Annotated in this window: 20 protein-coding genes and 2 riboswitches; of the genes, 14 read left to right on the forward strand and 6 right to left on the reverse strand. The window is 69.0% G+C overall.

What is annotated here, in order from left to right:
* Both nadA and HMPREF1529_RS09915 read right to left on the reverse strand, forming a co-directional pair.
* On the reverse strand, positions 1-1,323 hold the full coding sequence (gene nadA / locus HMPREF1529_RS09910) for a quinolinate synthase NadA (RefSeq protein ID WP_016464707.1): 1,323 nt from the start codon (positions 1,321-1,323) through the stop codon (positions 1-3).
* Positions 1,320-2,054 carry an NUDIX hydrolase gene (locus tag HMPREF1529_RS09915; RefSeq protein ID WP_016464708.1) on the reverse strand — a complete coding sequence of 245 codons (735 nt, stop codon included), beginning with the start codon at positions 2,052-2,054 and terminating at the stop codon, positions 1,320-1,322. The genes nadA and HMPREF1529_RS09915 overlap by 4 nt, the downstream gene beginning before the upstream one ends.
* A 150-nt stretch (positions 2,055-2,204) precedes the next feature.
* Here HMPREF1529_RS09915 and HMPREF1529_RS09920 point away from each other — a divergent pair, with 150 nt between their 5' ends.
* The 4 genes from HMPREF1529_RS09920 to gcvP all read left to right on the forward strand — a co-directional run bounded on the left by HMPREF1529_RS09920 (position 2,205) and on the right by gcvP (position 8,069).
* On the forward strand, positions 2,205-3,389 hold the full coding sequence (locus tag HMPREF1529_RS09920) for a MarP family serine protease (RefSeq protein ID WP_016464709.1): 1,185 nt from the start codon (positions 2,205-2,207) through the stop codon (positions 3,387-3,389).
* A gap of 57 nt (positions 3,390-3,446) precedes the next feature.
* A riboswitch (glycine riboswitch) is annotated at positions 3,447-3,553 on the forward strand.
* Position 3,554: 1 nt separating this feature from the next.
* Positions 3,555-3,656, forward strand: a riboswitch (glycine riboswitch).
* A 53-nt stretch (positions 3,657-3,709) separates the two neighbouring features.
* Positions 3,710-4,819 (forward strand): glycine cleavage system aminomethyltransferase GcvT, encoded by a 1,110-nt coding sequence (gcvT, locus tag HMPREF1529_RS09925; RefSeq protein WP_016464710.1) that lies wholly within the window; start codon positions 3,710-3,712, stop codon positions 4,817-4,819.
* The gene (gene gcvH / locus HMPREF1529_RS09930; protein WP_005053723.1) at positions 4,816-5,199 is read left to right on the forward strand and encodes a glycine cleavage system protein GcvH; all 384 of its coding nucleotides are present in this window, start codon (positions 4,816-4,818) and stop codon (positions 5,197-5,199) included. The genes gcvT and gcvH overlap by 4 nt, the downstream gene beginning before the upstream one ends.
* 56 nt (positions 5,200-5,255) lie before the next feature.
* On the forward strand, positions 5,256-8,069 hold the full coding sequence (gene gcvP / locus HMPREF1529_RS09935; RefSeq protein WP_232212140.1) for an aminomethyl-transferring glycine dehydrogenase: 2,814 nt from the start codon (positions 5,256-5,258) through the stop codon (positions 8,067-8,069).
* Between the two features lie 160 nt (positions 8,070-8,229).
* Here the strand turns inward: gcvP and HMPREF1529_RS09940 are convergent, their stop codons facing one another.
* Both HMPREF1529_RS09940 and HMPREF1529_RS09945 read right to left on the reverse strand, forming a co-directional pair.
* Positions 8,230-9,210 (reverse strand): hypothetical protein, encoded by a 981-nt coding sequence (locus tag HMPREF1529_RS09940; protein WP_232212108.1) that lies wholly within the window; start codon positions 9,208-9,210, stop codon positions 8,230-8,232.
* Positions 9,211-9,447: 237 nt separating this feature from the next.
* Positions 9,448-10,236: a CPBP family intramembrane glutamic endopeptidase gene (locus HMPREF1529_RS09945; protein ID WP_036283253.1), complete on the reverse strand. Its 789-nt coding sequence runs from the start codon at positions 10,234-10,236 to the stop codon at positions 9,448-9,450.
* Positions 10,237-10,391: 155 nt separating this feature from the next.
* Here HMPREF1529_RS09945 and HMPREF1529_RS09950 point away from each other — a divergent pair, with 155 nt between their 5' ends.
* The 3 genes from HMPREF1529_RS09950 to HMPREF1529_RS09960 all read left to right on the forward strand — a co-directional run bounded on the left by HMPREF1529_RS09950 (position 10,392) and on the right by HMPREF1529_RS09960 (position 14,900).
* A complete protein-coding gene (locus HMPREF1529_RS09950; protein ID WP_016464714.1) occupies positions 10,392-12,179 on the forward strand; it encodes an ABC transporter family substrate-binding protein in 1,788 nt (595 codons plus the stop codon).
* 157 nt (positions 12,180-12,336) lie between these two features.
* Entirely contained in the window at positions 12,337-13,842 is a 1,506-nt protein-coding gene (locus tag HMPREF1529_RS09955) for an ABC transporter permease (protein ID WP_016464715.1), read from the forward strand.
* Positions 13,842-14,900, forward strand: a complete 1,059-nt coding sequence (locus HMPREF1529_RS09960; RefSeq protein WP_016464716.1) for an ABC transporter permease — start codon at positions 13,842-13,844, stop codon at positions 14,898-14,900. Before HMPREF1529_RS09955 ends, HMPREF1529_RS09960 begins: the two co-directional genes overlap by 1 nt.
* 12 nt (positions 14,901-14,912) lie before the next feature.
* Here HMPREF1529_RS09960 and HMPREF1529_RS09965 read toward each other — a convergent pair whose 3' ends face one another.
* Positions 14,913-15,521, reverse strand: coding sequence for a PH domain-containing protein (locus tag HMPREF1529_RS09965; RefSeq protein ID WP_016464717.1), 609 nt, complete (start codon positions 15,519-15,521; stop codon positions 14,913-14,915).
* Between the two features lie 62 nt (positions 15,522-15,583).
* Here HMPREF1529_RS09965 and HMPREF1529_RS09970 point away from each other — a divergent pair, with 62 nt between their 5' ends.
* Positions 15,584-17,326 (forward strand): ABC transporter ATP-binding protein, encoded by a 1,743-nt coding sequence (locus HMPREF1529_RS09970; RefSeq protein WP_016464718.1) that lies wholly within the window; start codon positions 15,584-15,586, stop codon positions 17,324-17,326.
* 99 nt (positions 17,327-17,425) lie between these two features.
* Positions 17,426-19,336 carry a translational GTPase TypA gene (gene typA / locus HMPREF1529_RS09975; RefSeq protein WP_005053703.1) on the forward strand — a complete coding sequence of 637 codons (1,911 nt, stop codon included), beginning with the start codon at positions 17,426-17,428 and terminating at the stop codon, positions 19,334-19,336.
* 120 nt (positions 19,337-19,456) lie between these two features.
* Here typA and HMPREF1529_RS09980 read toward each other — a convergent pair whose 3' ends face one another.
* Positions 19,457-20,005, reverse strand: a complete 549-nt coding sequence (locus HMPREF1529_RS09980) for a helix-turn-helix domain-containing protein (RefSeq protein WP_016464719.1) — start codon at positions 20,003-20,005, stop codon at positions 19,457-19,459.
* Positions 20,006-20,071: 66 nt separating this feature from the next.
* Between HMPREF1529_RS09980 and HMPREF1529_RS09985 the strand changes: the two genes are divergently transcribed.
* Genes HMPREF1529_RS09985 through dapC form a run of 5 tightly spaced genes read left to right on the forward strand, consistent with a single transcriptional unit; the run spans position 20,072 to position 22,946 of the window.
* Positions 20,072-20,770 (forward strand): AzlC family ABC transporter permease, encoded by a 699-nt coding sequence (locus HMPREF1529_RS09985; protein WP_005053699.1) that lies wholly within the window; start codon positions 20,072-20,074, stop codon positions 20,768-20,770.
* Entirely contained in the window at positions 20,767-21,081 is a 315-nt protein-coding gene (locus HMPREF1529_RS09990) for an AzlD domain-containing protein (RefSeq protein WP_016464720.1), read from the forward strand. The genes HMPREF1529_RS09985 and HMPREF1529_RS09990 overlap by 4 nt, the downstream gene beginning before the upstream one ends.
* A gap of 9 nt (positions 21,082-21,090) precedes the next feature.
* Positions 21,091-21,507: a hypothetical protein gene (locus tag HMPREF1529_RS09995; protein ID WP_005053695.1), complete on the forward strand. Its 417-nt coding sequence runs from the start codon at positions 21,091-21,093 to the stop codon at positions 21,505-21,507.
* Between the two features lie 9 nt (positions 21,508-21,516).
* A complete protein-coding gene (gene fdxA / locus HMPREF1529_RS10000) occupies positions 21,517-21,837 on the forward strand; it encodes a ferredoxin (RefSeq protein ID WP_005053693.1) in 321 nt (106 codons plus the stop codon).
* Complete coding sequence (dapC, locus tag HMPREF1529_RS10005; protein ID WP_016464721.1) at positions 21,837-22,946, forward strand: succinyldiaminopimelate transaminase; 1,110 nt, start codon at positions 21,837-21,839, stop codon at positions 22,944-22,946. Before fdxA ends, dapC begins: the two co-directional genes overlap by 1 nt.
* Positions 22,947-22,986 lie beyond the last annotated feature (40 nt).

Raw genomic sequence — 22,986 nt, forward strand, 5'->3', positions numbered from 1 at the left:
TCACGGCTTGGCCACCAGCATCCGCTCGAGGGCGACGCGTGCGGGGTCGGCGACGTCGGCGGGCACCGTGATGCGGTTCACGACGTCGCCGGCGACGAGGCGCTCGAGCACCCAGGCGAGGTAGCCGGGGTGGATGCGGTACATCGTGGAGCAGGGGCACACCACCGGGTCGAGGCAGAAGATCTCGTGCTGGGGGAACTGCGCCGCGAGACGCTGCACGAGGTTGATCTCGGTGCCGATCGCGAACGTCGTCGGCTCGGTGGCGGCGGCGATGGCCTTGCGGATGTAGTCGGTCGATCCCGCCTCGTCGGCCGCGTCGACGACGGCCATGGGGCACTCCGGGTGGACGATCACGCGCACGCCGGGGTGCTCGGCGCGGGCCTTGTCGATCTGGTCGACCGTGAACCGGCGGTGCACCGAGCAGAACCCGTGCCAGAGGATCACCCGGGCGCTGTCCAGCTCGTCGGCGCTCGAGCCGCCGAGAGGCTTGCGGGGATTCCACATGGGCATCTGCGCCAGGGGCACGCCCATCGCCTTCGCCGTGTTGCGACCGAGGTGCTGATCGGGGAAGAACAGCACCCGGCGCCCGCGGGCGAACGCCCATTCCAGCACGGTGCGCGCGTTCGACGAGGTGCAGACGATGCCGCCGTGCCGCCCGACGAAGCCCTTGATCGCCGCCGAGGAGTTCATGTATGTGACCGGGATCACCGGGACACGCCCGTCGGCATCAGCGGCGGTCAGATCGCCGTAGACGTCTTCGAGCTGCTCCCAGCACTCCTCGACCTCGTCGATGGAGGCCATATCGGCCATCGAGCAGCCGGCGGCGAGGTTGGGGAGGATCACGGCCTGCTCGGGGCGGGAGAGCAGATCCGCCGTCTCAGCCATGAAGTGCACGCCGCAGAACACGATGGCGTCCGCGTCGGGGTGCTCCAGCGCCGCGTTCGCGAGCTGGAACGAGTCCCCGACATAGTCGGCGTGCGTGACCACCTCCTCGCGCTGATAGAAGTGGCCGAGCACGACGACGCGTTCGCCGAGGGTCGCCTTCGCGGCGCGGATACGGGCGTGCAGCTCGTCTTCGGATGCCGTGCGGTACTCCGCCGGAAGTTCGCCCTGACGGGGCGCCCCGGTGGGGATCACGTCGCCCATCGACGAGCCGGGTCCGTATCCGGGGCGCGCGTCGAAGGCCCACGGTCCCGCCGCGAGATCGGTGTTGCAGGTCTCGGCCGTCGACGCGCCGGCGACGATGGCCTGGACGGCGTGGTCGACGCTGGGGTCGACCTCGCCGTCGGGGCGCGGTTGGAGGGTGAGGAAGGTGGCGCTCATATCGTGACCTCTTCGGGAAGGACGGATGGTGCGGCGTCGGCGACCGCGCCGGGTGGCAGGGGCCCGCGTTCGGCGAGCTCCACGTCGTGGTTGTAGCGGTAGAGACGCGCCGGCCGGTGGCTGCCGGTGCGAAACGCGTCGGTGGGGATCAGCGTCCCCGAGTTCTCCACCTGCCGGCGGAAGTTCGCGGGGTCCAGGTCGCGTTCGAGGATCGCCTCGTACACCTCGCGCAGATCAGACAGGGTGAACAGTTCGGGCAGCAGCCCGTGGGCGATGCGGCTGTAGCCGACTTTGTTGCGCAGACGCCACAGCGCGTAGTCGACGATGTGGTTGTGGTCGAAGGCCAGGGCCGGCAGATGCGCCGCGTCGAACCACCTCACGTTGTGGGCGTCCGCGGGAAGCTGGGCGCCTTCGCGCAGCAGCGCCCAGTAGACGATGGACACGACGCGACCCGGGGCGCGGCCGACGTCGCCGAACGCGTAGAGCTGTTCGAGGTAGCTCGGGGCGAGGCCGGTCGTCTCGGCCAGGGTTCGTGAGGCCGCAGCTTCGAGGTTCTCGGCGGCATCCAGCCAGCCTCCCGGAAGGGCCCAGAGTCCCTCGTGCGGATCGCGCGTGCGACGAACCAGCGGCAGCACGACGGCGAGGCGTCCCGACTGGTCGCTGCGCAGGCTGAAGATGACCGTCGAGACGGCGACACGGATCGTGTCGGTCGGGGCGCTTGTTCTTGTCATGATGACCATAACCTCGCAGACGATCTTAGAGTCATCTGGACTTGAAGGGCAAACCCGCGCCGCCGCCGAAAACCCCGATCGCGCTCGACCGGCAGCATTCGTGCAGGAATCGCGGAGCCGTACGCGTTACGGTGTGCGCGGAGGTTCCCCGTGCTGATCGTCGACATCATCGCCGTCGTGGCGCTGCTCCTCGCCCTCGCGTCGGGTCTGGCGCGCGGATTCTTCGCCAGCCTCGGCAGCGTCATCGGGATGATCGCCGGCGCCGCCGCGGCTCTGTGGATGTTGCCGCTGGTGACGCCGTGGCTGTCCACGGTCGTCCCTTCCGGGGGTTGGCGCACCGCGGCGCTCGCCGTCGCCGCGATCGTGCTCGTCGTCGTCGGTACCGCGTCCGGTACCGCGATCGGGATGGCGATTCGTCGCGGCGTCGACCGTGCGCGGCTGCGTGGACTGGAGCGCTTCCTCGGCGGCGTGCTGACCACGGTGGCCACCGCGTTGGTTCTCGTGCTCGTCTCCTCGGGGCTTGCGACCGCGGGCATTCCGTACGTGTCCTCGGCGGTCGCCTCCTCGCGCGTCATCGGTGCGCTCCAGGCGATCACGCCGCCGCCGGTCCAGGACGCGCTGACCCAGGCGCGCGGCGCTCTGCTCTCGGACGGGCTGCCACGGCTGGAGGCGGCGATCGGTGCGGTGGTCACGCCCACCGACCCGCCGATCACGCTCGACGATCCCGCACTGCAGAACGCCGCCGCCTCCGTCGCCCGCGTGAGCGGCACGGCCTATGCCTGCGGGGTCTCGATGACCGGGTCGGGTTTCGTGGCAGCGCCAGGACTTGTCGTGACGAACGCTCATGTCGTCGCAGGGGTGGACACGCCCGTGGTGGAACTGCCCGGCGGTCGCGCAGGGGAGGGGCGCATCGTGTTGTTCGACCCGGTGACCGACCTCGCGGTGATCTCCATCGGCGGCCTGCCGGCGACGCCCCTCACCGTCGCCGATCCGGCCCCGGCCGGAACGCAGGCCGCCGTGCAGGGCTACCCGCACGGCGGTCCGTTCACGAACGTGTCGGCGGGGATTCTGTCGGTGTCGTCGGTACCCGTGCCCGATATCTACGACTCGTCGGTGAGTCCGAGGGAGATCTACGCCTTGCAGGCGGACGTGCAGCCGGGCAACTCCGGTGGCCCGCTGCTGGATGCCGCTGGCGACGTCGTCGGCGTGGTCTTCGCCCGCGGCGCCGACGGCGAGGGGCGTGGCTACGCGACCACGACGAACGTGCTGCGCCCGGAGCTCGAACGGGTCACGACCGACTCGCCGACCGTCGCGTCGGGGCGCTGCACCCGATAGTCGCTCGTGCCCGTCGAGCCAGGCGCTATGCTGACAGGGCAACTGAAGACAGGCCGCATGACGTGTGCGGGAGAGCCCCGGCATCCAGTGTTTTTCGAGGATCCGGGCACCGAAGGAGCAAGCCTCCCCGCCAATCTCTCAGGTCCGCGTACCGCTCGCGTCCGGCCGCTCTGGAAAGTGATCCCGCAGTGGGGGATCCGCCGACGGTGAAAGCCGGTTCCGCGCATGCGGGTCCGGCGAAACTCTCAGGCCGATGACAGAGGGGGAGTTCCCGGCTGCCGGTCCCGGCATCCGCCCGCCCGATGTCCCGGGGAGAACTCATGCCAGATCTTCGCACCACCGCCCTCGCCGATCGCCATGCTGCCCTCGGCGCCTCGTTCACCGACTTCGGCGGCTGGAACATGCCGGTGCGCTACACCTCGGATCTCGCCGAGCATCACGCTGTGCGCACCACCGCCGGCCTGTTCGACATCTCGCACATGGCGGAGTTTCTTGTGACGGGTTCGGGAGCCGCGGCCTTCCTCGACTATGCGCTCGCCGGACGGATCTCGACCATGAAGATCGGCAAGGCGAAGTACTCGCTGCTGCTGGATGAGAAGGGCGGGGTGATCGACGACGTCATCGTCTACCGCACCGGCGACGATGACTTCCTGGTGATCTCCAACGCCGGCAACCGTGCGCTCGTCGCGGAGGCGTTCGTTGCCCGGACCGCACACATTTCCGCTGTCGTCGAGGACATCTCCGACCAGATGTCCCTCATCGCCGTGCAGGGTCCGCGCGCGCGAGAGATCGTGGAGGCGACGGTCGATGTCACGGACGTGGCGCCCGCCCTCGCCGACCTCGGCTACTACGCCTGGTCGCAGGGCCGGTTCCAAGGCGAGAAGCTCTTCATCGCCCGCACCGGGTACACGGGTGAGGACGGCTTCGAACTGATGGTGCCGAACGCGCTCGCCCCCGCACTCTGGGATGCTCTGCTCGCGGCGGGGGAGCCGCTCGGGCTCGTCCCCGCGGGACTCGCCGCCCGCGACACGCTCCGGTTGGAGGCGGGCATGCCGCTGCACGGCCACGAACTGTCGACCGCGATCCGACCCGCTCAGGCGGGGCTCGGACGCGTCGTCTCCGCCGACAAGGGCGAGTTCGTTGGCAAGGAGGCCGTCGTCACGGCATCCACCGACCTGCCCGTGCTCGTCGGTCTCGTCGCCGAGGGGCGTCGCGCCGGCCGCGCGGGGTACGCCGTCGTGGATGCCGACGGCACCTCGGTCGGTGAGATCACGAGCGGGGCACTGAGCCCGACGCTCGGACACCCCATCGCCATGGCCTTTGTCCCGCCGGCTCTCGCCGAGCCCGGCACCTCGCTCTTCATCGACGTGCGGGGCACTCTCATCCCCGCGACAGTGACCGCCCTGCCTTTCTACCGGAGGACCGCATGACCGACCTGACCGCCCTCAAGTACACCGAAGAACACGAGTGGGTCGCCCTCGCGGGCGACGTCGCCACCGTCGGGATCACGGACTACGCCGCCGAAAAGCTCGGCGACGTCGTCTATGTCGACCTGCCCGCGGTGGGCTCCACCGTCACCGCGAACACGGTGTGCGGCGAGATCGAGTCCACGAAGTCGGTCGGTGAGCTCTACGCGCCGCTGTCCGGCGAGATCGTCGCCGTCAACGACGCCGTCGTGGACGACCCGTCTCTCGTCAACAGCGGCGCGTTCGAGGGAGGATGGCTCGTGAAGATCCAGGTCGACCCGGCCGATGTCGACGGCCTCCTGGATCGGACCGCCTACGTCGCACTCACGGGCGGCGAGGAGTGAACACGGCCCCCTTCCGCGATCGGCACATCGGCACGGACGCCTCCGCTCAGGCGCAGATGCTCAACGTGCTCGGCTACGAGAGCGTGAATGCCCTCGTCGAGCGGGCGGTCCCGGCATCCATCCACGCCGCGCCCGTCGCCGACAGCGCGATCCCGCTCGCCGCCACCGAGGCCGAGGCGCTCGCCGAGCTGCGTGAGCTTGCGTCGCAGAACCGCCCGGCGCGCGCCATGATCGGGCTCGGCTACTACGACACGCTCACCCCGTCCGTCATCGCGCGCAACGTCTTCGAGAACCCCTCCTGGTACACGGCCTACACCCCCTACCAGCCGGAGATTTCGCAGGGCCGGCTCGAGGCCCTCATCAACTTCCAGACGATGGTCGCCGACCTCACCGGTCTCGCCACGGCCAACGCCTCGATGCTCGACGAGGCGACCGCCGTCGTCGAGGGGATGCTCGTCGCCCGTCGGGCCTCGAAGTCGCAGAGCCCCGTGTTCCTCGTGGATGCCGACGCCTTGCCCCAGACGAAGGCCCTGCTCGTTCATCGTGCGGCGGCGCTCGGCATCGAGATCGTCGAGGCCGACCTTGCCGCCGATGGTGTGCCCCTCGACGCGGCGGGCGTGTTCGGCGCCTTCGTGCAGTACCCCGGAGCCTCAGGACGCGTGTGGGACCCGTCCGCCGTGATCGCCGCCGTGCAGGAGCAGGGCGGCCTGGTCGTCGTCGCGGCCGATCTGCTGGCGCTGACGCTGCTGCGCTCGCCGGGCTCGCTCGGCGCCGACATCGCCGTGGGCACGACGCAGCGCTTCGGCGTGCCGATGGGCTTCGGCGGCCCGCACGCCGGGTACATGGCGGTCCGCTCCGGACTCGAACGCCAGCTGCCGGGCCGCCTCGTCGGCGTCTCGGTGGATGCCGAGGGCCGCCCGGCCTACCGCCTCTCGCTGCAGACGCGCGAACAGCACATCCGTCGCGAGAAGGCGACCTCCAACATCTGCACGGCGCAGGTGCTGCTGGCTGTCATGGCCTCGATGTACGCCGTCTATCACGGTCCGCACGGACTGCGTCGCATCGCCGACGAGGTCACCGGCAAGGCGCACCTGCTGCGCGACTGGCTCGTGGAGGCCGGCAACGAGGTGCTGCACGAGGACTTCTTCGACACGCTCGTGGTGGCGGTTCCGGGCCGGGCCGGTGAGGTCGTGGGTGCGGCGCGCGAGCGCGGGTTCCAGCTGTGGTTCCGCGACAGCGACACGGTCGGCATCTCGGTCGACGAGGCCACAACGGTCAGCGAGCTCCATGCGCTGGCCCAGGTCTTCGGAGGACGCGCACAGCGCGTCTTCGGGTGGGCCACCGGCGGCGGTGCCGCGTCGCTGCCGGGGTCGCTGCGGCGCACCGACGAGTTCCTGACGCATCCCGTCTTCCACGCTCACCACTCCGAGACCGCCATGATGCGCTACCTCAAGCAGCTGGCCGACCGGGACTATGCGCTCGATCGCGGCATGATCCCGCTGGGGTCCTGCACGATGAAGCTCAACGCGGCGACCGAGATGGCGGCGGTGTCATGGCCCGAGTTCTCCCGTGTGCACCCGTTCGCTCCCACCGACGATGTCGCGGGATACCTGGTGCTCATCGAGCAGCTGGAGTCGTGGCTGGCCGAGATCACCGGGTACGACGCGGTGTCGCTGCAGCCCAACGCGGGTTCGCAGGGCGAGCTGGCGGGACTGCTCGCGATCCGCGGCTATCACCACTCCCGCGGTGACGAGCAGCGCGATGTGTGCCTCATCCCGTCGTCGGCCCACGGCACCAACGCGGCCTCCGCCGTGCTCGCCGGCATGCGGGTCGTCGTCGTCGCGTGCGACGAGGCCGGCAACGTCGACCTCGCCGACCTGCGGGCCAAGATCGACGCGCACGCCGACGCGCTCGCCGCACTGATGATCACCTACCCGTCGACGCACGGCGTGTACGAGCAGGACGTCGTCGACATCACCGCCGCCGTGCACGACGCCGGCGGTCAGGTGTACGTCGACGGTGCCAACATGAACGCGCTGGTCGGCTTCGCCCGGTTCGGCGACCTGGGCGGAGACGTCTCTCACCTGAACCTGCACAAGACGTTCGCGATCCCGCACGGCGGCGGCGGACCCGGCATCGGCCCGGTGGCCGCGAAGGCGCATCTCGCACCGTTCCTGCCGTCGCACCCGCTGGCGCAGCGCGCCGAGCACGCGGGCGGATTCGTCTTCGACGGCGGGCCGATCTCGGCGGCGCCGTATGGCTCGGCATCCATCCTGCCGATCTCGTGGGCGTACATCCGCATGATGGGCGCCGAGGGGCTGCGGGAGGCGACCGGGGCGGCGGTGCTCGCTGCGAACTACATCGCCGTGCGCCTGCGCGACCACTACCCGGTGCTGTACGCGGGGGAGGGCGGGCTCGTCGCGCACGAGTGCATCCTCGATCTGCGGCCGCTGAAGGAAGCGACCGGTGTGAGCGTGGACGACGTCGCGAAGCGCTTGATCGACTACGGCTTCCATGCGCCGACGATGTCGTTCCCGGTGGCGGGAACGCTGATGGTCGAGCCGACCGAATCCGAGGACATCGGAGAGCTCGAGCGGTTCATCGAGGCCATGATCGCCATCCGGGCCGAGGCCGCCCGGGTCGAGGCCGGCGAGTGGCCGGCATCCGACAACCCGCTCGCGAACGCGCCCCACACGGCCGAGGCCGCGGTAGCGTCGGAGTGGCCGCACCCGTACCCGCGCGAGCTGGCCGTGTACCCGGTGCACAGCCTGGTGCGCACGAAGTACTGGCCGCCCGTCCGTCGCATCGACAACGCCTACGGCGACCGCAACCTCGTCTGCGCCTGCCCGCCCGTGGAGTCCTTCGCCTGACGCCGTCCGCCGCGCCGCGCCGCCGTCATGACCGCGAGACACGCGCTGCGCACCGAGACACTGTACGTACCCCGGTGTCTCGGTGCGCAGGCGGTGTCTCGCGGCGGCAGGAGGGGCAGGCGGCGGCCGGAGGCTACGGCGGTGGCCGGGGGAGGCGGGCTCAGTGCAGCCCACGCAGTGCGCCGCCGAGCGAACCGAGAAGTGGCAGATTCGGCTGACGGAGGATCTGCACGCCCGCGGAGAGCAAGATGGCGCGGAGCCGGCTCGGTTCGGCCACATCTGCCCATGCCCAGTGATGGACCGTGTGAACGCCGCGTCGCATCAGCCGCGCGTCGCGCGCATGTCGTTCACGCAGCGCCGCGCGGGCGTCACCCAGCGTCCCGCTGTACTTGATGTCACCGTCGGCCTCGCCCCCGATGAGGCGCCCTTCCCGCGACCAGGCGAAGTCGACGCGATCGTCTTCTCCCGGCTCCGGACCGCGGACCCAAAGCTGCATCTCGGGCAGAGGGAACCCGAGCGCTTCGATCACGGTCGCACTGACAGACTCGAGCGGCGACTCCGGTACCGCCGATGCGCGGTCGAAGACATCGCGCGCGCGACGGCGGCCCCGCGAGGAGGGGTGGGTCTCGCTCAGCGCCCGCATGTGCCCGGTGGTGAGACGGGGGTCTGCGCGAAGGGCCGCGTCCGCCACGGCGCGAGCGACGGCGGGATGCCGCAGGCGTGCGGCATCCACGGCGATCTCGAGCCCCGTCGCCACGAGCATGCCGTCGAGGTTCTCGAACTGCGGGGGACGCTCCGCCGCGTGAAGTCGGATCGCGCCCACGGCGTGCGTTGCGGAGGAGCCCAGCGCAACCGCATGGACGTGCGGCGGCTCGCCGAACACCGGCAGACCGCGCAGCGCCGCGGCGGACTCCCGCACGAAAACCGCGTCGGGATAGCAGCGTGCGGCTGCATGGACGCGCGTGAGGTAGCGGTCCCACGGCTTCAGCTCACGCCATAGAGCCTCGGGCGCGTAGACCCCGCGCATGACACGGACGAGATGCCCGCTGCGGACTGCGCGGTCGATATGCGGTTCGGCGGCGCGCGAGATGAGCGGCACCGGGCACTGTCGCACATCGGCGAAGGTCTTCAACGGCGGCATGTTCTCAGTGCACAGCGCGCCGCGCCGCGGCATCCCTCCCGAGCCGCCATCTGTGGACATCTGCGTCGCAGCGGCACCGGGGGAGGAGTGAGCGCCGCCTCCGCGAGACACGGCGCGGGCACCGAAACACCGGTACACGGCGCGTGCGTCGGTGCGCAGCGCGTGTCTCGCGGACAGGGGAGGGGGAGGAGGTGAGGGAGGGTGGGGGATGCAGGGAGGTGGTGAAGGTCGGCCGGGTCAGGCGAAGACGCCGGGCCACCAGGCGGCGGCCAGGGGATAGCCCACGAAGGCGATGACATCGATGAGGGTGTGGGCGATCACCAGGGGCATGACGCGTCCCCAACGCTGGTAGACCCAGCCGAACACGACGCCCATCGCGATGTTGCCGGCAATGGGTCCCCAGCCTTGATAGGCGTGATAGGCGCCTCGCAGCGCCGCCGTCGACAGGATGATCGTCCACGTCCCCCATCCGAGCCGCCGCAGACGGTCGAACAGGTAGCCGATGAAGATGACCTCTTCGGTCAGGCCGGCACGCACGGCTGCCAGCAGCAGGAGCGGAATCGTCCACCACGAGGAGTCGAGCGGCGCGGCATCGACCTGCACGGTGATCCCCAGTGCACGCCCGGCGACGTAGAGGCCGAGCCCCGGGATGCCGATGACGGCGACGAGCAGTGCGCCTGCACCGAGGTCCCGTCCGAAGAGGCGAAAGTCCAAGCCGATCCGACGGAACGCCGAGAGGCCGGGCTCCCAGAGCAGGTAGATCGCCAGGGCGACGGGGGCGAACGCGAAGAACTGGGCCAGGAACTGGTTGAGGACGTCCCAGAACTGGGCCGCGTTCGCGCCCGGGTTCAGGGAGGTCGACTGGTCTGCCAGGGCCTGGTCGCGCGTCAGCGCCTGGACGAGTGCGAGCACCGAGGAGACCGCCGAGCGCCCCACCGAAAGAGCGAGCACAATGCTGATCTCCCACCACAACCGGGCGCGCGTGCCCCTCAGCCTTGGCAGTTCGGCGGCCCCGGAATCACTCACCTTGTCAGATTGCCATATCCGCCCTGAACTGAGTTAAGGGTCTGTAACGTTTTCCCTAACGGTTTTGATCAACGCTGATCAGAACTTATGGTTTCGGTATCCGCGCCGTGGGTGTTTCACCCGCCTGCGCATCCATCCCTTACCCAGGAGGAAAATTGAAGAAGTCACGCTGGGGAGCACTTGCCGCGGTCACCGCGGCCGGCGCCCTCGCCCTGACGGGCTGCACGGCCAGCGGCGGCGGCAACGCCACCAACGCTGCGCCGACCGGTGGCACCGTCACGATGGCCATCGTGAACGACCTGACGTCGCTGAACAGCAACACGCCGCAGGGCAACCTGGACACCAACGGTCAGTACGTCTACCTGACCACGGGCGGGTTCTTCTACCCGGACAACAGCTTCAACCTCGTCAAGGACGAGTCGTTCGGCACGTACGAGAAGACCTCGGACGACCCGCTGACCGTGAAGTACACGCTCAAGAAGGACCTCAAGTGGTCCGACGGCGAGCCGATCACGGCTGACGACATGGTGCTCGCGTGGGCGATCGCCTCGGGTCACTACGATGACGCGACCACCGACGCCGACGGCAACGTCACGGGCGGCACGCAGTACTTCCAGATCGCGGGTTCGACGGCGGGTATCAACTCGACCGACTTCCCCGAGGTGGGCGACGACAACACGTCGATCACGCTGAAGTACTCCCAGCCGTACGTGGACTGGGACATCTTCAACCCGATCGCGCAGCCTGCGCACGTCGTCGCGAAGAAGGCGGGCCTCTCGACGGCCGCCGACCTGACGAAGCTCCTCCAGGGCCTGCCCAAGGGTGACCCGAAGGCGCCCGTCGCCCCCAACGACACCCTGAAGAAGGCCGCGGACTTCGTCAACACGGGCTACGACATCACGTCGTTCCCGACCGACAAGGACCTCCTGGTCACCTCGGGTCCGTGGGTGCTCTCGGCGTGGACGCCGGGTCAGTCGCTGACGTTCGAGCACAACCCGAACTACAAGGGCAACCTCGCCCCGAAGATCGACAAGCTCGTCATGCGCATCATCGGCGACGCCGCCGCGCAGGTCACCGCTCTGCAGAACGGCGAGGTCGACCTCGTCTACCCGCAGGCATCCGCCGACACGAAGAAGTCGCTCGAGGCCGTCTCCGGCGCCCAGGTCATGACCGGTGACCAGGTCTCCTACGACCACCTCGACCTGAACTTCGGCTCCCAGGTCTTCAGCGACCCGACGGTTCGCGAGGCCTTCCTCCTGACCGTCCCGCGCCAGCAGATCCTCGACGCGATCGTCACGCCGGTCAACCCCGACGCCAAGGTCCTCGACTCGCAGCTGTGGCTGCCGAGCCAGTCGGAGTACGCGACGACCGTCGCCCAGAACGGCTCGGACAAGTACGACCCGTCCAAGCTCGACGCGAACATCGCCAAGGCCAAGGAGCTCCTCGCCGGCAAGACGCCGACCGTGAAGATCCTCTACAACACCAAGAACCCGAACCGCGTGGACGAGTTCCAGGCGATCCAGTCCTCGGCGGCCAAGGCCGGCTTCCAGGTCGTCGACGGCGGAGACCCCAAGTGGTCGACGCTCCTCGCCGGCGGCAACTACGACGCATCGCTGTTCGGCTGGATCTCGGCCGGCATCGGCACGGCGCAGATCCCGCAGCTGTTCGCTTCGGACGGTGGCGGTAACTACAACCGCTTCACCGCTGCCAACGACGACGCCGTGGCCACGCAGACCACCGTCGACAAGGACAAGCTGACCCAGCTCATGCTGAACATCGACAAGACCGCCTTCACCGAGGGCTACGGTCTGCCGCTGTTCCAGGCACCCGGTATCTACGGCGTCTCCAGCAAGCTGGACGGCGTGAAGTACATGGGCAACCAGACCGGTCCGATCTGGAACAACTGGGAGTGGTCCGTCAAGCAGAGCACCAACACCAAGTAGTACCCACGCCAGGGTGGCGTCTACGGTAGATCCCGAAGGCGCCACCCTGGCCCCTGTCTGTCAACCGATGAAACAGACGATCGCAACCCGATGCCGTCGTTTTGTCGCACGTCGAAGTGAGTGACCTTTGGTCGGTTTCATTCTCCGTAGGGTCGGTGTGTCGATCCTCATCCTTCTCGCGGCATCGTTCGTGATGTTCAACCTCGTCGCGATATCCACGGACCCGCTCGAGGATCTGCGCGCCTCGAACAATCCGAACAAGCAGCAGCTGATCGAAGCGCGTATCCAGCTCGCCAACCTCGACGTCGCACCGCCGCTGCGCTGGGCGATGTGGGTCGGGGGAGCCGCCAAGTGTCTCATCCCCTTCGCGAACGCGTGTGACCTCGGCACCACCTTCCAGGGTGCGCCGGTCACCGATGTGTTGCCCATCGCCATGGTGTCGACGGTCCAGATGGTCACCGCGGCACTGCTGCTGGCCATCCTCTTCGGTATCTCCACCGGAATCCTGTCGGCTTTGCGCGAGAACAGCGGCTTCGACGTGTCGTTCACCGTCCTCAGCCTGTTCCTCTACTCGCTGCCCTCGTTCCTCGCCGCCGCGCTCCTCAAGAACTTCGTCGCCATCGGCTTCAACGACTTCCTGCAAGACCCGGTGATCCCGATCGTCGTCGCGGTGATCGTCGGTATCGTCGTGGCATTGATCGTGCAGGCGGTCGTCGGCGGCGATGCCCGCCGTCGCATCACCTCCGGCGGGACGAGCTTCGTGCTCACCACGGGTCTTCTGCTCTACATGAGCGTCACCGGCTGGTTCCTGACGCCCGGGTTCGGCCCCGTCGGGATCATCGTGCTGAGCGCCGGCGCTGCTCTGGGCGTCACCGTGCTGATCGCCGGCATCCATCAGCGCCGTGCGCTGCTGACCGCCGGCATCGTTGCCGTCGCCGGCATCATCAGCTACTTCGCGCTGCAGGGCCTGTTCGACGTCTCGACGTTCGCCACCATCGGCATCCTCTTCGTCGTGGCACTGGCCGTCGGCTTCGCGGCCGGCTTCTTCGTCGGCGGCGACGACCGCGCGCAGAACATGCGCATCGGCGTGCTCGTCGCTGTCATCATCAGCGTCATCATCCTCATCGACCGGTTCATGCAGTCCTTCCCCGGCTACATGGAGGACATGAACGGACGCCCGATCGCCACGGTCGGCTCCTCGACGCCGGGATACGCTCCCGACAACATGTGGCGCGTCGGTCTGGACGTCTTCTTCCACCTGCTGCTTCCGACGATCTCGCTGCTGACGATCTCCTTCGCGGGGTACACGCGCTACGCCCGCGCCGGCATGATCGAGGTGCTCAGCCAGGACTACGTCCGCACCGCCCGCGCCAAGGGCATGCCCGAGCGCGTCGTCGTCGTGCGCCACGCCTTCCGCAACGTCCTCATCCCGATCACGACGCTCGTCGCGACCGACCTCGGTGGCCTGCTGGGTGGAGCGATCATCACGGAGTTCATCTTCGCGATCCCCGGCATGGGTGCCCTCTTCCAGCGCTCGCTCGGTCCCGGTGACCTGTACCCGGTGATGGGCTACTTCATCGTCATCGCCTTCATGGCCATTCTGTTCAACTTCCTTGCCGATCTCGCGTACGCGGCACTCGACCCGAGAGTGAGGGTCCGCTGATGTCCAGCACCATCTCCGAAACCCCCGGCGACGTCGAAGAGCGCTCGATCAGCCAGAGCCGGATCATCTGGCGCCGTTTCCTCTCGCAGAAGGTCGGCCTGATCGCGGCCATCGTCCTTCTGGCAGTCGTTGCTTTCGCCACCAGTGCGGTCGGACTCGGCCCGATCCCCGGTTGGTGGAAGTACAACTGGTACGACCTGTCGAACAGCGTGAACGGCGGAGAGCCGACCCTGAGTCTGTTCCCGTTCTCCCTCGGCGATCACCCCTTCGGTCAGGACCGCATCGGGCGCGACTACTTCGCGATGACCATGCGCGGCATCCAGAACTCGTTCGTCGCGATGGTGCTGATCACCGGCATCGCGCTGATCGTCGGCGTCACCGTCGGCGCGATCGCAGGTTACTTCCGCGGATGGGTCGACGCCGTGCTCATGCGTCTGACCGACGTGTTCATCGTGATCCCCGCCATCGTCATCGCCGCTGTCGTCGGTAACTGGGCCGGCGCGGTCGGGGTGTGGGTTCTGGGCTCGATGCTCGGTTTCTTCAGCTGGATGGTGATCGCGCGTCTCGTCCGCGGTGAGTTCCTCTCGCTGCGCGAACGCGAGTTCGTGGAGGCGGCACGCGTGGCCGGTGCCTCGGATGCCCGCATCATCTTCCGGCACATCCTGCCGAACGCGACCGGTGTCATCATCGTGTCGGGATCGCTTCTGGCCGCCGGCGCCATCCTGCTCGAGGCTGCGATCTCGCTGCTCGGCTACGGCATCCGCTCTCCTGACGTGTCGCTGGGTCTGCTCATCGGTGTCAACCAGTCGGCGTTCACGGTGCGCCCGTGGCTGTTCTGGTGGCCTGCGCTGTTCATCGTCACGCTGGCGCTCTCGGCGAACATCTTCGGCGATGCCCTTCGCGAGGCGTTCGACCCGCGCAGTCGCCGGTTCTCGCGTCGGCGCACCAAGGAGCGTGCCGACGGCGTGGAGCCCGATGTCGCGGCTCCGACGACGCTGATGGATGCCGCGGCGCAGAACCCGCGCACCGGCACACCGACTCTGCAGGATCCGGAGTAAGACCGGATGCTGTCAGAGGTTCAGCAGCGCCGGAAAGGTCGCCGCGGCCAGCAGCAGGCTCAGCGCCAGGGCGGCGACGTGCACGCGGACGCGTGCACGGTCGCTGCCGGCACGGCCGAGCGGGATGCGTTCGCTCTCCACGAGCTGGTGCCATACGCCGCGGATGATGTACGCCGCGTCACCGGAATCGGTGCCGAGCGCGTCGGACTTCCGCAGGATCCCACCCTTCTGGTCGGGTCCGAGGCTGTCGCGCCCCCCGCGCGGCATGGTGAGTGCGCCCGCCGCGGGAGCCGCGGACGATCGGTACCGGCGCGAGGGCGTCACCACGGTCAGCGCGAAGCGGGTGTCGATGTCCACGACCATCGTCCACGGGACGGTCGTGGTCGCATAGGGGTTCACGAGCGTGATGGCTTGCTCGTCCCAGACGATTCGCGGACGCCAGAACAGCTCGCCCACCAGCAGTGCGATCAGCGCCAGCGGCAGCAGAGCCCACAGCTGGTGCGTCGACCGGGCCTCGCCGAGCAGAACCACCAGCGTCGCGCCGACCGCCACGGCCACCCACGCGCCGATCGCGATCACGGTGTTCGTGGTCGATCGGTACAGGCCCACGTCATCTGTCATTACCCCATCGTCGCATTCCGGACCACGAGTCCGTTCGCACGCACAACAGAAGGAAACCGCCGATGAGAACCTCCCGCGGCATGCTGCCCACGACCGAGGCGCACCAGCCGGACAGTGGTCCGGTGCTCGAGGTCACCGACCTCAACGTCGACTTCGGCGTCGACGGCTACTGGGTGCCCGCCGCCCGGCACGTCTCGTATTCGATCGCCGCGGGCGAGGTGCTCGCCATCGTGGGTGAGTCCGGGTCGGGCAAGAGTGTCTCGTCGATGTCGCTGCTGGGCCTGCTCCCCAAGAACTCGCGGGTGAGCGGTAGCGCGAAGCTGGCGGGCCGCGAGCTCATCGGGATGAAGCCGCGCGAGATGCAGGAGATCCGCGGCAACCAGATCTCGATGATCTTCCAGGAGCCGATGACGGCGCTGAACCCCGTGCTCACCGTGGGGTTCCAGATCGTGGAGACGCTGCGCCAGCACTTCGGCGTCTCGCCGGCGGAGGCCAAGGCCCGGGCCGTCGAGCTGCTGACACTGGTCGAGCTTCCCGACCCGCAGAAGGCGTTCGACTCCTACCCGCACCAGCTGTCCGGTGGTCAGCGCCAGCGTGCGATGATCGCGCAGTCGCTGTCGTGTGACCCTCTGCTGCTCGTCGCGGACGAGCCGACCACCGCGCTGGACGTGACCGTTCAGGCCGAGATCCTCGAGCTCATGCGCAAGCTGCAGGACCGGCTGGGCTCAGCAATTCTGCTGATCACCCACGACATGGGCGTCGTTGCAGACATGGCCGATCGCATCGTCGTGATGCGCCAGGGCGACATCGTCGAGACCGGCACCGTCGCGGGCGTGTTCGCCGACCCGCAGCATCCCTACACGAAGGCGCTGCTGTCGGCCGTGCCGCGGATCACGACGGAGGACCTGCAGGCGCCCGATGCGGCGACGCCGTCGACTCCCGTCGTGGTCTCGTTCGACGACGTCGCGATCGAGTACCCGAAGCGCGGCCGCGTGCCGGCGTTCCGCGCCGCCGACCACATCGACCTGAAGATCTACCAGGGCGAGGTGCTGGGTCTCGTGGGCGAGTCCGGCTCGGGCAAGACGACGATCGGACGTGCCACGATCGGTCTGCTGCCGATCCACTCCGGCGGGCTGACCGTGGCGGGCATGGACATCTCCCACGCGAACCGCGAGCAGCTGCACGCCCTCCACCATGAGGTCGGCATCGTGTTCCAGGACCCGTCCAGCTCGTTGAACCCGCGCATGACCATCGGCGACTCGATCGCCGAGCCGATCAAGCTGTCGGAGAAGATCAAGGGCGCGCCCCTCGACAAGCGCGTGCGGGCGCTGCTGGACTCGGTGCGTCTGCCGCGCGAGTATGCGTCGCGTTACCCGCACGAGCTGTCGGGCGGGCAGAAGCAGCGGGTCGGCATCGCCCGCGCGCTCGCGCTGAACCCGAAGGTGCTCGTCGCCGATGAGCCCACGAGCGCGCTCGACGTCTCCGTGCAGGCGACGGTGCTGGAGCTTCTGAAGGACCTGCAGCGCGAGCGCGGGTTCGCGTGCCTGTTCATCAGCCACGACCTCGCGGTCATCGACGAACTCGCCGATCGGATCGCGGTCATGCGCCACGGGGCCCTCGTCGAGGTCGGCAGTCGCGATCAGATCATGCGTCGCCCGCAACAGGCCTACACCAAGCGCCTGCTGGCGGCGGTGCCGGTGCCCGATCCTGACATCCAGCGTGAGCGTCGCGACAAGCGTCTGGCCGATCTCGCCGCCGGCGTGGACGCCGATGAGACGCCGGGGGATGCCGCCGCGCACGCCTGAGAGAGGTGCGCGGAGCGCGGAGGAGGACGCCGCGGCATCCGGCTTGTAGAATGGGAGGCGCTCTGCTCGGAGCGTCTCCCTTTCTCGTTAGGTCATTTCATGGCGCACGCCCTCCGTCCGGATCTCCGTAACGTCGCGATCGTCGCGCACGTCGACCACGGCAAGACCACGCTCGTGGACGCGATGCTCCGTCAGACCGGCTCCTTCGGCTCCCACGAGCACATGGAGGAGCGGGCGATGGACTCGAACGATCTTGAGCGCGAGAAGGGCATCACGATCCTCGCGAAGAACACGGCGATCACCTACAACGGCCTGCACACCGAGGTGCCGGTCACGATCAACGTCATCGACACCCCCGGTCACGCCGACTTCGGCGGCGAGGTCGAGCGCGGGCTTTCGATGGTCGACGGCGTCGTCCTGCTGGTGGATGCCTCGGAGGGCCCCCTGCCGCAGACGCGCTTCGTGCTCCGCAAGGCGCTCGAGGCGAAGCTTCCGGTCATCCTGCTGGTCAACAAGACCGACCGCCCCGACGCGCGCATCGCGGAGGTCGAGGAGGAGGCCCACGACCTGCTGCTGGGGCTCGCTGGCGACCTCGTTGACGACGTGCCCGACCTCGACATCGATGCGCTGCTGGACGTCCCGGTCGTGTACGCGTCCGGTCGTGCCGGCGCCGCCTCGCGCAACCGGCCCGCGAACGGCGAGCTGCCGGACAACGACGACCTCGAGCCGCTGTTCGAGGCCATCCTCGAGCACGTCCCGGCTCCGGCCTACGACGACGACGCGCCCTTGCAGGCGTGGGTCACCAACCTCGACTCGAGCCCCTTCCTGGGACGTCTCGCGCTCCTGCGCGTGTTCAACGGGACGCTGAAGAAGGGTCAGACCGTCGCCTGGGTGCGCTCCGACGGCACCACCAGCAACGCCCGGGTCACCGAGCTGCTGAAGACCCGCGCGCTGGAGCGCTACCCCGCCGAGGACGCCGGTCCCGGAGACATCGTGGCAATCGCCGGCTTCCCCGACATCACGATTGGGGAGACGATCGCCGATCCCGAGGATGTGCGTCCACTGCCGGCCATCACCGTCGACGACCCGGCCATCTCGATGACGATCGGCACGAACACGTCGCCGCTGATGGGCAAGGTCAAGGGTCACAAGCTGACCGCGCGCATGGTCAAGGATCGCCTCGACCGCGAGCTCATCGGCAATGTCTCGCTCAAGGTCGTCGACATCGGTCGCCCCGATGCGTGGGAGGTGCAGGGTCGCGGTGAGCTGGCTCTCGCGATCCTCGTCGAGAACATGCGCCGTGAGGGCTTCGAGCTGACCGTCGGCAAGCCCCAGGTCGTCACCAAGCGCGGTGAGGACGGCAAGCTGAAGGAGCCCTTCGAGCACCTCACGATCGACGCCCCGGAGGAGCACCTCGGCGCGATCACGCAGCTCATGGCGGCGCGCAAGGGCCGCATGGACAACATGACGAACCACGGCACCGGTTGGGTGCGCATGGAGTTCGTGGTGCCCTCGCGCGGCCTGATCGGCTTCCGCAGCGAGTTCCTCACGATCACCCGCGGCACCGGCATCGCCAACGCGATCTCGCACGGCTACGACGACTGGGCGGGCCAGATCACGACGCGCCAGAACGGCTCGATCGTCGCCGACCGGATGGGTGTCGTGACCCCGTTCGCGATGATCGCGCTCCAGGAGCGCATGAGCTTCTTCGTGCAGCCGACCGAAGAGGTCTACGAGGGCATGGTCATCGGCGAGAACTCGCGCGCCGATGACATGGACGTGAACATCACGAAGGAGAAGAAGCTCACGAACATGCGTTCGTCGACCTCCGACTCCTTCGAATCGATGACGCCGCCGCGCGTGCTCACGCTCGAGGAGTCGCTGGAGTTCGCCCGCGACGACGAATGCGTCGAGGTCACGCCCGAGAAGGTGCGCATCCGCAAGGTGGTGCTCGACGCGACCGAGCGCGGCCGCGCGGCGTCCCGGGCAAAGCGCCAGGACGGCAACTGACCGACACGCTCCCACGGTTCGTCGAGCCGCCACGCTTAGCCCAAGCCGCATCCGCGCGCAGGGCGGGGCCGTGGCGGTTCGTCGTCTGCGGGCTCGGGTTCGAGATAGTGGTAGGCGCGATCAGCGCACCTCGGAGACGAGGACGGCGCGAGTGCCGGCGCTGAGCGCGGCGAAGACGTGCGGCGCGTCCCCGCGGTACCGCAGGTAGTCGCCCGGCGCCAGCTCGATCGGCGCATCGGCGGGCCCCACCAGCGCCGACCCACTGATCAGTACGACGTGCTCGACCGTGCCCACCGTGTGCGGCAGCGAGGATCGGGGCTCATCCGGCTCGACGCGCAGGATGTAGAGGTCGCTGCGTGCGTGCGGAGCTCCGGCGGCGAGGAGCACCGCCTCGTAGGTCGCATCGGCCGCACGGATGCCGTCGGCAGCTCCGCTGCGGATCAGCGTTGGCGTGTCGTCGGGCTCGTCGACGAAGACGGAGAACGGCACGCCGAGCGCCGTCGCAACGGCCCACAGCGTTTCGACGCTGGGATTGGCCGTGCCCGACTCGAGCTGTGACACCGTCGCCTTGCTCACGCCCGCCCGCCGCGCGAGCTCAGCGGCGGTGAGTCCGGCGCGTTCACGCTCACGGCGCAGCACGCGGGAAATGCGTCGTCCCAGTTCGTCCATGGCGTTCAGTATGACAAACGTTCGTTCGGTTTGACGAACAGGTGGACGGTCGGGAGGATGGTGAGCATGGATGCCGCCGCTGAGCCCGCTGACGCGGTGCGTCGCGCGCGGCGCGAGGCTGTGGGCGTCGCCGTCGCGACGAGCGCCTACGGTGTCTCGTTCGGCGCTCTGGCCGTCGCCTCCGGTCTTGACGTGTGGCAGACGTGCGTGCTGAGCCTGCTGATGTTCACCGGGGGATCGCAGTTCGCGTTCGCGGGCGTTCTCGGCGCGGGAGGGCTCGCCGCCGCGCCCGCGGCGATCGCTTCGGCCGCGCTGCTCGGCGTGCGCAACGTCGCCTATGGACTGCGCATGGCCCCGGTGGTCGGGCACGGCTGGCGCCGCCTCGTGGCGCCCCAGGTCACGATCGACGAGTCCACGGCGGTCGCTCTGGCTCACGGAGACCCCGCGGCGCGCCGAACGGGCTTCTGGATCACGGGCGTCGGCATCTACGTCGGGTGGAACATCTCGACACTCGGCGGTGCGCTGCTCGGCGACGTCCTCGGTGATCCTCGCACCTACGGGCTGGACGCGGCTGCGGCTGCGGCCTTCCTGGCGCTGCTGTGGCCACGTCTGCGTCGCCGCCAAGCGGTCGCGGTCGGCGTCGCCGCAGCGGTTGTGGCCACCGCGCTCACACCCGTGCTCATGCCCGGCCTTCCCGTGCTGGTCGCCGCCGTGGTCGCCATCGCCGTCGGCTGGACCAATGCGTTCGCGGGTCGCGCATCATGACGACGTGGACGGCAGTGCTCGCGGCATCCTTCGCCTGCCTGGCGCTGAAGGTGTTGGGGTACGCGATTCCTGCGCGATGGTTCGGCTCGGCCCGCGCCGAGCGTTCGATCGACCTGCTGACGGTGGCGCTGCTGGCTGCGCTCGTCGCCGTGCAGACCCTGGGGGCCGGCCCGCAGATCGTCGCTGATGCGCGGGTGCCGGCGATCGTCGTCGCCGCGGGGCTGCTCATGCTGCGCGCCCCCTTCCTGATCGTCGTCATCGCGGCGGCGCTCGTGGCTGCGGTGCTCCGGGCGCTGGGGTGGGCCACGTAGAATCGCGGCGTGAGAATCGCACGGATCGGGAGCTGGGCCGTCGCCGCGGTGATCGGCCTCTTCTACGGGGCCGCCGGGACCATCGGTCAGTCCGCGCTGTGGGGCCCGGTGCCTCTGGGGCTCATCGTCGCCGTGATCGGCACCGGCGCACTGCTGCTGGCGGTCCGGGTGCTGACCGGTGACCGCTGGGCGGCATTGGCAACTGGTCTGGGCGTCATGCTGACGACGCTCGTGCTGTCCGGGCGCGGCCCGGGCGGATCGGTCGTGGTTCCGGCGCCCGCCGACGGCGAACTCTCCACGGGAGTGATCTGGACCGTGGCCGTGCCCGTGATGGTGGCCGTCGTCGTGGCCTGGCCGCGCCTGTCCCCCCGCGCAACGACCCCGTCGGGGCCGGCTCTTCACGACCACGGTGCGAGCACGAACTAGACTCGACACGTGACATATGTGATCGCGTTGCCCTGCGTGGATGTGAAGGATCGTGCCTGCATCGACGAATGCCCCGTCGACTGCATCTACGAGGGCGAGCGCTCGCTCTACATCCACCCGGACGAGTGCGTGGACTGCGGCGCGTGTGAGCCGGTGTGCCCCGTCGAGGCGATCTACTACGAAGACGACCTGCCGGCCGAGTGGCAGGACTACTACACGGCCAACGTCGAGTTCTTCGACGACATCGGCTCGCCCGGCGGTGCCGCCAAAGTCGGTGTGATCGCCAAGGATCACCCGGTCATCTCGGCCCTCCCGCCGCAGACGCACTGATGGCCGTCCGCGACCTCGACGATTACCCCTGGGATGCCGTCGCTCCCTTCGCCGCGCGGGCGCGCGTGCACCCGGGCGGCATCGTGGATCTTTCCATCGGTTCTCCCGTCGACCCCACGCCGGAGGTCGTCGCGGCGGCGTTGCGTGATGCCACGGACGCCCACGCCTATCCGCAGACCGTCGGCACCGCGGCCCTGCGCTCCGCCATCACGGCCTGGTATGGCCGGCGGCGCGCCGTGCCTGGCCTCAGCGTCGACGAGGTCCTCCCGACGGTCGGCTCGAAGGAACTCGTCGCGCTTCTGCCGTTGCTGATGGACCTCGGCCCCGGCGACATCGTCGTCCACCCCCGCGCCGCGTACCCCACCTACGAGGTCGGGGCGAAGCTGGTGGGGGCGACGCCCCTCGCCGCCGACGATCCCGCACAGTGGCCCGCGGGCACGCGCCTGGTGTGGCTCAACACCCCCGGAAATCCGGACGGACGTGTGCTCGGCGTCGACGAGTTGCGTGCCGCCGTCACGCGTGCGCGGGATCTGGGCGCCGTCATCGTCAGTGACGAGTGCTACGCGGAGCTCGGGTGGGACGGGCCCTGGGCAGACGCTCCGATCCCCAGCATCCTCGATCCGCGCGTCGTCGGACAAGACCGACGCGACGTGCTGTCGGTGTACTCGCTCAGCAAGCAGTCCAATCTCGCCGGATACCGTGCCGCCTTCCTCGCCGGCGACGCCGACCTCGTGTCGCGGCTGCTGACAGCACGCAAACACCTCGGTCTCATGCTCCCCGGGCCCGTTCAGAGCGCGATGACGGCTGCGCTGGCCGACGACACCCACGTGGCCGCGCAGCGCGAGCGCTATCGCGCGCGTCGGGAAGTGCTCCGCCCGGCTCTCGTGGCGGCGGGATTCCGCATCGATCATTCCGAGGGCGGCCTGTATCTCTGGGCCACCGAGGGCGTCGACGCATGGAAGACCATGGACCGCCTCGCCGATCTCGGCATCCTGGCCGGGCCGGGCCACTTCTACGGCGCACATTTCCCCGAGCACGTCCGCTTCTCGCTGACGGCGACCGACGAGCGGATCCGGGCAGCGGCGCAACGGCTGGCGCCGACGTCGTAGGTTTCCTCCTACGAACTGGCTGTTCCTTTGCGTGCGATCT

This window comes from Microbacterium sp. oral taxon 186 str. F0373 (genome assembly GCF_000411455.1).
Lineage (GTDB): Bacteria > Actinomycetota > Actinomycetes > Actinomycetales > Microbacteriaceae > Microbacterium.

Bases quoted from the DNA above. Each gene is read 5' to 3' on its own strand.
- nadA (WP_016464707.1), bottom strand. From the start codon at position 1,323: ATGAGCGCCACCTTCCTCACCCTCCAACCGCGCCCCGACGGCGAGGTC.
- gcvP (WP_232212140.1), top strand. From the start codon at position 5,256: ATGCTCAACGTGCTCGGCTACGAGAGCGTGAATGCCCTCGTCGAGCGG.
- dapC (WP_016464721.1), top strand. From the start codon at position 21,837: ATGGCCGTCCGCGACCTCGACGATTACCCCTGGGATGCCGTCGCTCCC.
- HMPREF1529_RS09915 (WP_016464708.1), bottom strand. From the start codon at position 2,054: ATGACAAGAACAAGCGCCCCGACCGACACGATCCGTGTCGCCGTCTCG.
- typA (WP_005053703.1), top strand. From the start codon at position 17,426: ATGGCGCACGCCCTCCGTCCGGATCTCCGTAACGTCGCGATCGTCGCG.
- HMPREF1529_RS09985 (WP_005053699.1), top strand. From the start codon at position 20,072: ATGGATGCCGCCGCTGAGCCCGCTGACGCGGTGCGTCGCGCGCGGCGC.
- gcvH (WP_005053723.1), top strand. From the start codon at position 4,816: ATGACCGACCTGACCGCCCTCAAGTACACCGAAGAACACGAGTGGGTC.
- HMPREF1529_RS09980 (WP_016464719.1), bottom strand. From the start codon at position 20,005: ATGGACGAACTGGGACGACGCATTTCCCGCGTGCTGCGCCGTGAGCGT.
- HMPREF1529_RS09940 (WP_232212108.1), bottom strand. From the start codon at position 9,210: ATGCCGCCGTTGAAGACCTTCGCCGATGTGCGACAGTGCCCGGTGCCG.
- gcvT (WP_016464710.1), top strand. From the start codon at position 3,710: ATGCCAGATCTTCGCACCACCGCCCTCGCCGATCGCCATGCTGCCCTC.
- HMPREF1529_RS09970 (WP_016464718.1), top strand. From the start codon at position 15,584: ATGAGAACCTCCCGCGGCATGCTGCCCACGACCGAGGCGCACCAGCCG.
- HMPREF1529_RS09965 (WP_016464717.1), bottom strand. From the start codon at position 15,521: ATGACAGATGACGTGGGCCTGTACCGATCGACCACGAACACCGTGATC.
- HMPREF1529_RS09960 (WP_016464716.1), top strand. From the start codon at position 13,842: ATGTCCAGCACCATCTCCGAAACCCCCGGCGACGTCGAAGAGCGCTCG.
- HMPREF1529_RS09990 (WP_016464720.1), top strand. From the start codon at position 20,767: ATGACGACGTGGACGGCAGTGCTCGCGGCATCCTTCGCCTGCCTGGCG.